Source organism: Noviluteimonas caseinilytica (assembly GCF_018406605.1).
Taxonomy (GTDB): Bacteria; Pseudomonadota; Gammaproteobacteria; order Xanthomonadales; family Xanthomonadaceae; genus Noviluteimonas; species Noviluteimonas caseinilytica.
Genome location: NZ_AP024545.1, coordinates 2401094 through 2413802, shown reverse-complemented (window position 1 = coordinate 2413802; position 12709 = coordinate 2401094). Strand labels below are relative to the sequence as shown.

Genomic DNA, 12709 nt, shown 5'->3' with positions numbered 1-12709 from the left:
CGGTACCCTGCGCCCCATGACGCAGTCCGAATCCCCGCCCCTCCCCGCCCCCGACGCCGCGCCCCCCGCGTTCCGCCGCATGGCCGACCGCTTCCGCGGCTACCTCCCCGTCATCGTCGACGTGGAAACCGGCGGCTTCGACTGGCAGAAGCACGCGCTGCTGGAAATGGCCGCGATCCCGATCGACCTCGACGACCAGGGCCGGTACATCCCCGGCGAAGTCAGCAGCGCGCACTTCCATCCCGCGCCCGGCCTCGAAATCGACCCCAAGTCCCTCGAGATCACCGGCATCCGCCTGGACCACCCCTTCCGTTTCGCGAAGGAAGAAAAGGAAGGCCTGGACCACGTGTTCGCTGCCGTGCGCGCCGCGGTCAAGAAACACCACTGCCAGCGCGCGATCCTCGTCGGCCACAACGCGCATTTCGATTTGAATTTCCTCAACGCCGCCGTCGCACGCGTGCAGCACAAGCGCAACCCGTTCCACCCCTTCAGCGTGTTCGACACGGTATCGCTGGGTGGCGTGGCGTTCGGGCAAACCGTGCTGGCGCGTGCGGTGCAGGCGGCGGGCATCGAGTGGAACGGCGAGGAAGCGCATTCCGCGGTGTACGACGCGGAGAAGACGGCGGCGTTGTTTTGTGCGGTGGCGAATCGGTGGTCCGAGATCGCGCCGCCTGGCTAATCGATCGAAGCCAGCACGCCCATCGCGATGAAAAGGGCGCACATCGACATGACGCCCACGGTGAGGCGAAAGCGCGCAATCGCCGCAACCTCGCCAGCCCGACCGCGCAGCGACAACCCCGAGGGATCGCCGAGGTACATGCGCAACACGCGAAATCCAGTCTTCATCCGCGTTTCGACCAGCGCCCCGTTTGCGCGGATCTCCCGCCACTTCCCTGGATCCTGCTTCTGCACCTCGGCGGAAAGCTGGCCCAGGGACATGAGGTACAGCAAGGTCCACGCCAGCGCGTTGACGAAAACGAGCGCGAATCCCATGCCAACGACATCCTGCCAAGTCGTCATGCGAAGCGGCGCCACTTTGTCCTCGCGCCGGTCTGCCTGCATGCGCAGAGCCCCGCGAGCGAACCCAGCGCTACAGGCCGGCAAATTCGATTCATTCCAGAAACCTCGCGCGCCCCGACTCTGAATTGGTAATAGACGCGATCCCGCCCCGCGCAGCAAGCATCCTTAACGACCGCAGGCCTAAGCTCGTCCACGCCGCCATAGACTCAAGCGCCGCCCCGACCCCTTCGGCATGAATCGCATCAACATCGAACTCGGCCCCCTCACCCTCGACGGCCCCATGGGGTCGGCGGCCGAGCGCTTCCTCAACATCACCGCGTCGCTGCGCATCACGGTCGATGGCGTCAGCGTGCTCGACGAACTCGCCGTGCCCGTGCTCGAACTGGCCGCCCAGCTGGACATGGCCGACCTCGAACACGGCTTCGTCTACACCTCGGTGGAATCCGACTACGCGCTGCTGATCGTGCTGCCCTGGAAGGACGGCATGTTCATCGCCTCGCCCATGTCCGGCACGTGTGCGGAGAAAGCGGTGTCGAAGGACGCGGTGCGCGTGGCGTTCACCGACATGCGGATGGGACTGGACCGGATCCTGGCGACGCGGCACATCGATATCCCGCGGGATACGCGGCATCGGGCGAATCCGTTTTTGTAGGCATTACTCCCAGTCCGGACACCACACCAGCGGATCGTCCTGCACGCGGCAATTCCGCGTGTCGTGCGTCTGGAGATAGAACGCAAGGGGGAAGAGCGACCACCCCTCGTCGCGCATGCACGATTCGACATCCCGCTTCGCCGAATTCACTCCGGGTCGATGCGTAGCCGCGTCCGAGAGTGTCTTGATGCATTGCGCCTCGGCCAGGTCGGCGTCCGTCGATTCGCTGCACCGTGCACCGTGATACGTGGGCGACAAGCTGGCAGTCGACGTCCAGCACCACAGGTGCGGCGCCTCGGTGTGGAGTGCATGCACGGCCCGGGTGTATTGCTGCGTGGTGCTACATCCGGCGAGCGCGGCAAGCATGAAGGCCATGCTGGTCAAAGCGCCTTGCGCCAGCCATCGATGCATCGTGCCGCCCCTTCTTCAGCCCGGTCGCGCCTTTCGCCCCCGCCACAATCCATACCCACTCACCAGCACCCATGCGCTTTCAAGCACGAACACCGCCACGTTGAAACTCCCCAGCAACGTGACCAGGATCGCCGCCGCGCCAAACATGTTCACCAGCTGGTACGCGCGCCCGTTGCCATCCATCTTCCCCGCCTGCAGCAGGAAGAACGCCACCAGGATCGCCAGCGTCCCCGCGAATCCCACGAAGTCGTACCAGTGCAGGCTCATGCGAGGCGCTGCCGCACGGCTTCGAACAGGGCCACGCCCGTCGCCACCGAGACATTGAGGCTTTCGAATTCACCGGGCATCGGAATGCGCACCAGTTGGTCGCAGTTCTCGCGCGTGAGGCGGCGCAGCCCATCGGCCTCGCCGCCGAGCACCAGCGCGACGTTGCCCTTCAGATCGATCCCATACAGCGACGCCTCGGCATCGCCTGCCAGCCCGTAGATCCACACGCCCTGCTGCTGCAGGTCGCGCAGGCACCGCGACAGGTTGGTCACGCGCACGACGGGAATGTTGTCCGCCGCACCGGCCGATGTCTTGCGCACGGTCGCGTTGACTTGCACCGCCTTGTCCTTCGGAATCACCACCGCCGTCACCGCCGCGGCCGCCGCACTGCGCAGGCACGCCCCGAGGTTGTGCGGATCCTGCACCCCGTCGAGGACGAGCACGAGCGCCTTGCCCGCCGCCGCCTCGACCAGCCCCTCCAGCTCGTTCTCGTCCCAGGTCTTGGCCGCCGCATACCGCGCGACCGCCCCCTGGTGGCGCAGCCCCCCGGCCACCCCATCGAGCGCGTTCTGCGCTACGCGCCGCACCTCGATCCCCACGCGCCGCGCCTGGGTCTCGATCTCGGTAATCCGGGGATTCTTGGCGCCGGCCTCGAGGAGCACCTCGCGGACGTTCTCGGCGTCGTGTTCAACGGCGGACGCCACGGCATTGATGCCGGCGATCCAGGGGGATTGTTGCTTGGTCATGGGGGGCATTGTGCTTCCAAAGGAGACGGGAGTGAACACTGCTCACAGCAACACATCGGTGAGCTCACCTTTCGATCACTGGCCACTCCGGGCCACCCCTTGCGTTTAGCCACTTCAAGCGGGCTGCCCTTTAGCACCCCGTTCGGCATACAAGTACAGAGGCGACACTACGTCCAAGTTCTAACGACTAAGCCTTCGAGTTGACGAACGAGAAGGGGCACGGTTACTGGCGAACTCGATCACAAGGACCAACTCACCCATGGAATCGGCCCGAATCTCGTCACTCGTACACTTCCTTGACTGGCTCGCCAGGACAACGCCACTCTTTCTCGCCTTCGTAGCGCTTCTCGCCTTTTACTACAGGGAGAAAATCAAACAAGTACTTTCGCGCGCACTGATGTCAGATTTGGAGGAACTCAAATCACGCCATGCAAGAGAACTGGCAGCCCACACGGCGAGTCTGGAGCGCGAACTAGAGGCATACAAGGTATCGCTCATTGCAGAAACCGAGCGCATTCGCGCGGCGCAAGAGATAAAGAAAGCGCTTGCACTTCGAGTAGCAGAACGAAAGTTCGTGGTAGTCGCCAATTTACTCGAGGCGCACATGGGAATTGATACCAACGTGGGCGCGCAAATGATCATTCCGCAATCGAATGGACAGGCTAACCAATCCGTCTGGAATGACGATCGACAAGCATTGATCAAGAGATTCTCTGCATACGCCTCGGCCGCTTCCGCGGCCAAGATATTCGTTTCGGCAGATGTGAATCTACTAAACATTGAAGTTCGCAAATTAGGCGCAGGCCTTATGAATCGCCGTCCTTCTGTGCAAACTCCCCCACTCAGTCCAAACGACCCTGAATTAAGAGACCTCCTCATGAAGTCAAGCCAGCTTGAGGCGCTGCTGCTAGCTGCGCTTCAGGAAATGGAGCAGCTCACTTGATCGGCTCAACGCGTGCGCATCTTCTGTTCGTCATGCTTCTGCCGAGTCACCGGCCAACACCTTGAACCGCCCCTTGTGACCTCTTCAACTATGCAGACGATAGCCGGGGCAAAGCGGCGCGTAATGCTGCAACAAGGGCCGGCGCGCGGTCGTTGAGAAGAATACGAGCAAGCCATGACTCAAACGAATCAAGCCTGGTACTGCGCAACCGGCTCGCGGCGCGGGCAATCAGTCCTTTGTTGTCTAAAAGCGCAAGAAGTGCAGGCAGATCTTGTGCAGCAATTGCTGCGTTAATTCCCCTCCTTCGATCTTCAGCAAGCCCATGAATGTTCAGGGCGTGCGCTTGCGCGCGAAACTCCGAATCAATCTGGTCAATTGAGCGTTCTCGGCTAACGTCTATTCGCTTTACCAAGCGATCAATTCGTCGAACCGTGTGACGACGGACCACAGCATCAATCGACTCAGGCTGCGCAGCGATGGTTAGGAGTTCGGTGCGTAGTTCACCTAGCCGCGCCTCGATCTCGGTGTCGTCTAGATGTTCCGCTCGCGCAATCTCTCTTGAAATATTGGGAAGGAGAAACACATTCTCCAATTCCGAAACCGGCAAAACTGAAACGCCCAGTTCCGTCAAACGTTCAATTTCGGTCACATCATAGTCGTCGGCATCAACGATCCCTGCACATCGAAGTCGAGTAAACGCGGCATTGGTTCGCATGGTTGCTACCGCACGAATAACGTCTTGGCACGAACCCATTGGGACTACGGTCCACTCGGGGTATACGCATCGATACACCGACTGATCCAGACTCCCACCGTCGCCTTCGACGAACAGAATCGGCCGACGGCTACCCAGCAGCAACGTTGTGATCTCTTCTGGAAATCCCGCGTCGACTGGCATTGCTTCCAGCTTCCAACGCGGGCCGGCACTGTATTCGCGAATGATGAACTTTTGCCCGACCCGCGCCGCCGCAAACTCTAGGTCGTGGGTGATAAATGCAAATGCACAGTCCGGTCGCGCATTCTCCAACTGATCCCAAAGCTTGTTCATGATTGAAGGATGGACGTGAAGCTCCGGCTCATCCACCACAAGCAGTGCCCCCTGCTCAGCGACCAGCACCTGGCCTGTTAGATAGAAAATTGCCCGTTCGCCGTCGCTCATCTCAGACGCGCTGTACAGAACTTCGGTCCCAGGCGCGCGGACGCGCACATCATCTCCACTTATGATGAGTTCGCGATGAGGTAACAGGTGATGCCAAATGTCCTGCAGCTTCTCGAACTTTGTTGGAGCCGCTGAATCCAGCGGGCCTTGGCGAACTTTTTGATGTGTCTCAAGTGCCGTACGAGATTGCTCTGCAAACAGAACCTGCAGCAGGAAATCAAAATCGTTCAGGAGAGCGACGGCTTCTTTTTGATGCCATCGATTTAGTCGCCGGTGTCCGAACTGAGAACTCTCGTCAGGGCGCCCAAACTTTAATCCTCGCTTAGCATTCGCTTCGCTGATTTTTGGAACATTTGGATTAAGGCCAAGTGCCCGGTGTGCCGAAATGCGATGACTGCGATCCTGAACTACTGTTTCGAGATGTACAGCAAGCCTTGACTTCCCGCTTCCGTTGGCTCCGACGAACGTGGTTGACGTGCCAAGCTCTATGTTGAGCTCCAATGGGGCGTTAGTGGTGGGAATTGAGATTCGAAATGACATGATGTCTTTGCCTAGCCAATTTATGAGCCGCGAAATTCCTGACCTCGACGCATCAGTTGTTCCGTCACATGTCGGAGAATACCGCCCCACTCGACTTCCGCACGATCAACGACGCCGGAATCATCTGACTCTCGATCGGCTCATCCCGAATCTGCTTCAACAACGCCTCGACCAGCAGCTCGCCCGCCCGCGTCGTGTTCTGGTACACCGTCGTCAACGCCGGATTGGCAAACCGCGCCATCGGAATATCGTCGAACCCCACGACGCTCACGTCTTCCGGCACCCGCAACCCAGACTCCGTCAACGCCCGCATCGCCCCAATCGCAATCAAATCGCTGGCCGCAAACACCGCGTCAAAAGGTTTCCCGCGCGCCAACAACGTCTGCGCCGCCGCATACCCCGCCTCTTCCGAACTCTCCGCATCCACCTGCAACGACGGATCCATCGTCACGTGCCAATCGTGCAGCGCCACCCCGCACCCCCGGTAGCGCGCAAAGAATTCCGGATAGCGATTGGACGCATCCCCGAGGAACGCCACCTGCCGCCGCCCCAGCGCATACAAGTGTTCGCCCACCAACTGCCCACCATGGAAGTTGTCGCAGCCAATGGAAACCCCCGGCTGCCCCGGCAACACCGCCCCCCAGCGCACGAAATGCGTCCCCTGGTCGACCAGCTGCTCCAGCGTGCTCTGGTAAGCCAGGTAATCCCCGTACCCCAGCAGGATCAACCCATCCGCCTTCATGCTGTTCTCGTAATCCGCATGCCAGTCGTCGGACAGCTGCTGGAAACTCACCAGCAAGTCATGCCCGTGCTTCGCGCACGCACGCGTGATCGACCCCAGCATCGAAAGGAAAAACGGATTGATGTGCGAATCATCCGGCGTCGGATCCTCGAACAGCAGCAACGCCAACGTCCCCGACCTCTGCGTCCGCAAACTGGAAGCGTGCCGGTCGACCTTGTAGTTGAGTTCGCGCGCCACCGCTTCCACCCGCTTGCGCGTCTCGATGTTGACCAGCGGACTCCCGCGCAACACGCGCGACACCGTCGCCTGCGAAACGCCGGCGCGGTACGCGATGTCGACGGAGGTGGCCTTGGTCTTTTTCGGCATGGGCCGGAGGATGACAGAGGGGTTACCCCGCGTGAAGGCCGGTAGCGAGGGTGTCCGGCGTTGACGGTGCGCCCATGAACAGGCGTGCGACCATGCGCGCCATGGCCAAACACCCCAGCAAGCGCGGCGGCAGCCGCGGCAAGTCCGCGACCCCGCCCGGCGCGACCCCCACGAAATCCCGCGGTCCCGCAAAAGGCGGCGCCCCCGGCGCCAAGACCGGCGGCCCGCGGCACAAGGCGGCACAGCGTCCCGGCTGGATGCCCGAGCCCCGCCCCGGTGGTCCGAAAGCCCCCGCCCGCGCCGCCCCCAGCCGCGACCCGAACCATGCCCGCGAAGCCGCGCGCTACGAACAACCCATCGCCAGCCGCGAAATGCTGCTGCGCATCCTGGAGGCCAACGAAGGCCCGATGGACGCGCAGGAACTGGCGGTCAAGCTCGCGCTCACCGAACCCGATCGCTTCGATGCATTGGCCAAGCGCCTCGGCGCAATGGTGCGCGACGGACAGCTGCTGCAGAACCGCAAGGGCGCGTACGCGCCTGCCGAACGCCTCGACCTGATCCCCGGCGTGGTGATCGCGAATCCGGAAGGCTTCGGTTTCCTGCGTCCCGAAAAAGGCCAGGGCGACGACCTCTTCCTGCCGCCCAACGAAATGCGCAAGGTGATGCATGGCGATCGCGTGCTCGCGTCCGTCACCGGCATGGATCGCCGCGGTCGCCGCGAAGGCGCGATCGTCGAAGTGCTGGAGCGTCGCCTCACGCGCCTGATCGGCCGTTACACCGTGGAAGCCGGCATCAGCTACGTCGTGCCGGACGATCGCCGCATCCAGCGCAACGTGCTGATCCCGCCGGGCGAAAGCAGCGATGCGAAGACCGGCCAGCTGGTCGTCGCGGAAATCGTGCACGCGCAGGATGCGCAGCGCCCGCCGATCGGCAAGGTGCTCGCGGTGCTCGGCGACAAGCTCACCGCGTCGCTCGCGGTGAAAGCCGCCATCCACGCGCACGAGATCCCGGATGAATTCCCGCCGGAGGTCCTCGCTGAAGCGACCGCCGTGCCGCTGGTGGTCGAGCCGTCGATGATCGAAGGCCGCGTCGACCTGCGCCAGCTGCCCCTCGTCACCATCGATGGCGAAGACGCGAAGGACTTCGACGACGCGGTGTACGCCGAACCTACGCGCGACGGCTTCCGCCTGATCGTCGCGATCGCGGACGTTTCGAATTACGTCAAGCCAGGCACGCCGCTGGACGATGAAGCGCAACTGCGCGCGACGTCGGTGTACTTCCCAGGCTTCGTCGTGCCGATGCTGCCGGAAACGTTGTCGAACGGCATCTGCTCGCTGATGCCCAACGTCGACCGCATGTGCTTCGTGTGCGACATGCACATCGACCGCGAGGGCGTGGTCACCAAGTCCAAGTTCTACGAAGCGGTGATGAACTCGCACGCGCGCCTGACCTACACCCAGGTCTGGAACGCGGTGGACGAGGCGGCGCTGCCGGAACACCGCGAGGACGCGCTGCAGCGCATCGGCTCGCTGCTGCCGCAGATCCAGCGCCTGCACCAGCTCTTCCACGTGCTGAAGAAGGCGCGCACCAAGCGCGGCGCGATCGAGTTCGAATCCTCCGAAGTGCGCTTCGTGCTCGGCCCGCAGGGCGAGGTCACGCAGGCCGGCATGATCCAGCGCAACGACGCGCACATGCTGATCGAGGAATGCATGATCGCGGCGAACGTGGAAGCCGCGCGCTACGTGCTGAAGAAGAAGATCCCCGCGCCGTTCCGCGTGCACGACAAGCCGCCGGAAGCCAAGTACACGGACCTGCTGGAGTTCCTGAAGGAATTCAAGCTCAAGATGCCGCCGTGGGCAAAGGTGGAGCCGCGCGATTTCACCGCGCTGCTGAAGAAGATCCGCGAACGGCCGGACGCGACGTTGCTGGAGTCCGTGCTGCTGCGCAGCCAGTCGATGGCGGTGTACGCGCACGAGAACCTGGGCCACTTCGGGCTGGCGCTGGAGGCGTACGGGCACTTCACCTCGCCGATCCGCCGCTATCCCGACCTGCTGCTGCATCGCGCGATCAAGCATGCGCTGATGGGCGGCACCGCCACCAACTATCTCTACAGCGACCACGTGATGGCCGCGCTGTGCCTGCAGTGTTCGGAACGCGAACGCCGTGCCGACGAAGCCGAGCGCGAGGTCGACGAGCGCTACCGCGCCGCGTGGATGGAACAGCACGTGGGCGGGCAGTTCAGCGGCACGATCAGCGGCGTCACCAGCTTCGGCTTGTTCATCGAACTGGATGATTCGAAGGTCAACGGCCTGGTGCACGTGACGCAGCTGCCGAACGACTACTACCACTTCGACCCGATCCGGAAGACGCTCAAGGGCGAACGCACCGGGCGCGAGTTCCGCCTGGGCGACCGCGCGGACATCGTGGTGCTGAAGGCGAGCGTGGAAGACCGGAAGATCGACTTCCGCCTGGTGGAGGAGAAAGGCGTGATGCCGCCTCCGCCGCGCGGGACGCCGGCGAAGAAGGTGAAGCAGAAGTACTGAGCGACGCCTGGGGCCTGGTCCGCGCGAGCGCGCGGATCAGGGCAGCAGGTCGATCCCGAACGGCTTGACGGCCCACGCGAACACGCCGAAGCACACCACCGTGATCACCGCGCTGGCCGCGAGCGTCGGCCAGAACCCGATGCGCGGCAGCAGCCACGGGAACGCCAGGAACATCGGCAGCGTGGGCACCACGTACCAGAACGTGTACCAGGCGTGGTTGGCGATCTTCGTTTCCGGCTGCTTCTCGACGTACAGCCACACCAGCGCGAGGAAGGTCACCAGCGGCAGGGCCGCGATGAATCCGCCGAGCTTGTCGCTGCGCTTGGCGGCCTCGGACACACCGACGACGACGAGCGCGGTGAGCAGGTACTTGGTGATGAGCCAGGGCACGGTCAGCCCTGCGCCTCGACGCCCGCCACCCGGCGCAACCAGTCGCAATAGGCATCGCCCGCGGGCGTCGCGTCGCATTGCGCGAGCGCGCGATCGAGTTCTTCCATGCCGAACGCGCGCCACACCAGCGGCGCCAGGTGCGACAGCGGTTCGACGCCGCCGGCCTTCGCCCACCAATGCAGCGTGCGCTGTTCGAAATCCAGCAGCACCGGCGAAGCCGACCGCGTCGACTGCGACAACCCCGCGAGGTACAGCAGCGCCGGCAACGGCGACTGCGGCCATTCCAGCGCCATGTGCAGCGGCCACTCGATCATGTTGCGCTCGCCCCACACGTCCTCGCGCGTCACCTGCCCGCTGACGAGCATGCTGAGCAACAGGTGTTGCGCGAGTGCGGTGAGATACGGGCCCATCGCTTCGCCCGGCATGCGGCGATACAGCGCGTCGTGCGGCTGCGCATGCAGCGGACCGAAGTACGACAGCACGCGCTGCTCGAGGTCCAGCACGTCGGCGCCGAGGTGCTCCGGCGTCGTGTCGATTTCCTCGATGCCCAGCAGCTTCGCCGGCGAGACCTGCCACACGCGGCACTGGATGCGCCAGCGCTCGTCGGCGTCGTCGATCGTGCCGAGCACCATGTAGTCGCCGTGCTCGGCGGCCTGCGCGACGGTGTCTTCGTCGCGCCCGCCATCGCCGAACACCACCGGCCCGCCGCCGGGCACGATCGGGATCTGCGTGAGGCTGCGATGCGCCGTCCATTCGTGCACGGCCTCGGCCAGGTACAGCGGCAGTGCGCGCGTCAGCTGGCCGACGGCGTCGGTGCGTTGCTTCTCTGCCTGTTCGTCCGCGCCCATCGCCTTGGCGAAGCTGAGGAACAGCACGCGCTTCGCATCGTCCGGCTTGGCGGGCAGCAGCCACGCGGGCGCACGCAAGCCGTAGCCCCACATCGGGCCTTCGAACGCCATCGCGACGATTTCCAGCTGCTCCGGATCGATCGGCGTGGATGCATCGTCATCGTCCTGCATCGCCACGGGCGGAACGGCCTGGCCCGGTGCCTCCGGGGCCTTCGGCTTCAGCAAATCCGTCAAGCGCTTGAACATCGCAAACCCTGCCGCATCGAGTGATGCCGCTAGTGGAGCATGCCGCCGCGCACGCGCGCCATCCCCGGGATGGGAGGTTGCCGACGTGGGTCACGATCAACGGTGGCGTTTACTGCGCCACGTGCCGCCGCGCCCGCGCCATCGTCCGGTCCAGTTCCGACTTCAACGCCACATCGGTCACCGGCGCATCGAGCACGTACACCGCGACATCGTGCGGCGCCACGGTCGCTTTCAGGGTGCCACCGCGGGCCACGTCGACGGCATCGCCCCCCAGCGGCTGCAACCAACGCCCGGCCTGCAGCGTGTTCTTCACTTCGAACACCTGCGGTGCGCCGCCCTTGTTCAGCAGCACCAGCACGATCTGGTGCACGTCGCCCTGCTGCAGCACGCGATAGAACGCGGCGCGATCGCCCTGCATTTCGACATCAAGCTGCAGGCCGCGCTGCAACGCCGGCGTCTTCGCACGCAACATCGCGATGCGCTTGAGCTGCGCGTAGATGCGGCCCTTCTGCGCGGCATCGATGCCCGCCTGGCCGAAGTAGTTGCGGTTGCCCGAATGCTCCCCCGTCCCGCGCTCGAAGCCGCTCTCGGAACCGTAATAGATCACCGGGATCCCGCGCGCGGTGAACAGGAAGTTGTTCGCATCGACGAACCCATCGTCGGTCGCGTCCATGCGCGCCATGTCGTGGTTGTCGTAGAACGTCATCAGCTCGTACGGGTTGGTGTACGGGCCATCGGTGAGGTACAGGCGCTCGGCGATCTTCTCGAACCCGCCACCTTCCTTGCCGAAGACGGCGCTCACGCGTTCCTTCAGCGGGAAGTCCAGCACGCTCACGCCCGCGTTCTCCGGCCAGGTGTGTTCGGCGATCTTGTTGGCGTCGTAATCGAACGCCTCGCCGAACATGAAGAAGCCCGGATGCTTCTCGCGGATGCGCGTGGTGAACTGGTGCCAGAAAGGATTGGGCATCCACCCGATCGTATCGATGCGGAAGGCATCGGCGCCCTGCTCGATCCACTGCTCGTAGGCGCCGAGGAAATAGGGCAGCACGCGCGGGTCGTTCTCGTTGATGTCCGACAGCTGCGCCAGGCCGCCCTTCGTGTTGTAGAACGCGTTGAGCGGGTTCTTCGGATCCAGCTTGTCCGGCGGCAGGTTCATGTGGTCGGCGATGAGCTTGCCGTCCTTGTCGTAGATCTTGCCGAACTTGGGCTGCGGCTTCGGCATCGAGAACGCGGGCGAGCCGTGGTTGAGCACGATGTCGAGCACCGTCTTCAACCCATGCGCCTTCAGGCCCTTCGTGAGCCCGCGGAAATCCAGGCCCGCGCTCGGCAGGTGTTCGTCGAGCTTGTAGAAATTCACGCCCCAGTAGCCGTGGTAACCGGTCTTGCCGCGATCGGTCCACATGCCGCCCCACTTCACCGGCTCGCCGCCGGTGAACGCTTCGTCCGGCTGGTCGACGATGGGGCTCAGCCACACCGCGCCGAAGCCCATGTCCTTGATGTACTGCGCGTTGTCGAGGAGGCCTTTGAAATCGCCGCCGAGGTAACCGACGTTGTCGCTGCGGCCCGGAGGCGCGCCCGGCGTCGGGCGATCGAACGTGTGCGTCGCGGCACCCCCGCCCTGCTTGCGGAAGTCGTTGGACTTGTCGCCGTTGACGAAGCGATCGGTGAGGACGAAGTACACCGCATCGGCGGCGAGCGGTTCGGTGGTGCCGTAATACTCGGTGGCGGCGGGCGCAAGCGCCTTCGCTTCCTGCTTCGGTGCAGGCGGCGGCGCAGGCGCGGTGCAGCCGGCGAGCAGGACGCTCGTCATTCCCGCGAAAGCGGGAATCCATGCAT

General features: G+C 63.8%; 13 protein-coding genes. 4 read left to right on the top strand and 9 right to left on the bottom strand.

Annotated elements, in window-relative coordinates; all coding sequences use genetic code 11:
• Positions 1 to 79: 79 nt before the first annotated feature.
• Complete coding sequence (rnt, locus tag LYSCAS_RS11700) at positions 80 to 679, top strand: ribonuclease T (protein ID WP_407075186.1); 600 nt, start codon at positions 80 to 82, stop codon at positions 677 to 679.
• Here rnt and LYSCAS_RS11695 read toward each other — a convergent pair.
• Positions 676 to 1062, bottom strand: coding sequence for a hypothetical protein (locus LYSCAS_RS11695; RefSeq protein ID WP_213434214.1), 387 nt, complete (start codon positions 1060 to 1062; stop codon positions 676 to 678). The genes rnt and LYSCAS_RS11695 overlap by 4 nt on opposite strands.
• 190 nt (positions 1063 to 1252) lie before the next feature.
• Between LYSCAS_RS11695 and LYSCAS_RS11690 the strand changes: the two genes are divergently transcribed.
• On the top strand, positions 1253 to 1672 hold the full coding sequence (locus LYSCAS_RS11690; RefSeq protein ID WP_213434213.1) for a hypothetical protein: 420 nt from the start codon (positions 1253 to 1255) through the stop codon (positions 1670 to 1672).
• Positions 1673 to 1675: 3 nt separating this feature from the next.
• On the opposite strand, the gene LYSCAS_RS11685 is transcribed toward LYSCAS_RS11690, so the two are convergent.
• The 3 genes from LYSCAS_RS11685 to rlmB are packed head-to-tail and all read right to left on the bottom strand — an operon-like array spanning position 1676 to position 3096.
• Positions 1676 to 2083 carry a hypothetical protein gene (locus LYSCAS_RS11685; protein WP_213434212.1) on the bottom strand — a complete coding sequence of 136 codons (408 nt, stop codon included), beginning with the start codon at positions 2081 to 2083 and terminating at the stop codon, positions 1676 to 1678.
• A 15-nt stretch (positions 2084 to 2098) separates the two neighbouring features.
• Positions 2099 to 2350, bottom strand: a complete 252-nt coding sequence (locus LYSCAS_RS11680; RefSeq protein WP_213434211.1) for a CBU_0592 family membrane protein — start codon at positions 2348 to 2350, stop codon at positions 2099 to 2101.
• Positions 2347 to 3096 carry a 23S rRNA (guanosine(2251)-2'-O)-methyltransferase RlmB gene (rlmB, locus tag LYSCAS_RS11675; RefSeq protein WP_244858532.1) on the bottom strand — a complete coding sequence of 250 codons (750 nt, stop codon included), beginning with the start codon at positions 3094 to 3096 and terminating at the stop codon, positions 2347 to 2349. The genes LYSCAS_RS11680 and rlmB overlap by 4 nt, the downstream gene beginning before the upstream one ends.
• A 259-nt stretch (positions 3097 to 3355) precedes the next feature.
• On the opposite strand from rlmB, the gene LYSCAS_RS11670 reads away from it, so the two are divergent.
• Positions 3356 to 4039 carry a hypothetical protein gene (locus tag LYSCAS_RS11670; RefSeq protein WP_213434209.1) on the top strand — a complete coding sequence of 228 codons (684 nt, stop codon included), beginning with the start codon at positions 3356 to 3358 and terminating at the stop codon, positions 4037 to 4039.
• Between the two features lie 88 nt (positions 4040 to 4127).
• Here the strand turns inward: LYSCAS_RS11670 and LYSCAS_RS11665 are convergent, their stop codons facing one another.
• The gene (locus LYSCAS_RS11665; protein ID WP_213434208.1) at positions 4128 to 5738 is read right to left on the bottom strand and encodes an AAA family ATPase; all 1611 of its coding nucleotides are present in this window, start codon (positions 5736 to 5738) and stop codon (positions 4128 to 4130) included.
• Between the two features lie 64 nt (positions 5739 to 5802).
• The gene (locus tag LYSCAS_RS11660) at positions 5803 to 6846 is read right to left on the bottom strand and encodes a LacI family DNA-binding transcriptional regulator (RefSeq protein WP_213434207.1); all 1044 of its coding nucleotides are present in this window, start codon (positions 6844 to 6846) and stop codon (positions 5803 to 5805) included.
• 101 nt (positions 6847 to 6947) lie between these two features.
• Here LYSCAS_RS11660 and rnr point away from each other — a divergent pair, with 101 nt between their 5' ends.
• Positions 6948 to 9389, top strand: coding sequence for a ribonuclease R (rnr, locus tag LYSCAS_RS11655; protein WP_244858531.1), 2442 nt, complete (start codon positions 6948 to 6950; stop codon positions 9387 to 9389).
• 36 nt (positions 9390 to 9425) lie between these two features.
• Here rnr and LYSCAS_RS11650 read toward each other — a convergent pair whose 3' ends face one another.
• The 3 genes from LYSCAS_RS11650 to LYSCAS_RS11640 form a co-directional block, all read right to left on the bottom strand.
• On the bottom strand, positions 9426 to 9779 hold the full coding sequence (locus LYSCAS_RS11650; RefSeq protein WP_213434205.1) for a DUF3147 family protein: 354 nt from the start codon (positions 9777 to 9779) through the stop codon (positions 9426 to 9428).
• A 2-nt stretch (positions 9780 to 9781) separates the two neighbouring features.
• Positions 9782 to 10873: a hypothetical protein gene (locus tag LYSCAS_RS11645; protein ID WP_213434204.1), complete on the bottom strand. Its 1092-nt coding sequence runs from the start codon at positions 10871 to 10873 to the stop codon at positions 9782 to 9784.
• A gap of 109 nt (positions 10874 to 10982) precedes the next feature.
• Positions 10983 to 12683, bottom strand: a complete 1701-nt coding sequence (locus LYSCAS_RS11640; RefSeq protein ID WP_213434203.1) for an alpha-amylase family glycosyl hydrolase — start codon at positions 12681 to 12683, stop codon at positions 10983 to 10985.
• Between the last annotated feature and the right edge of the window lie 26 nt (positions 12684 to 12709).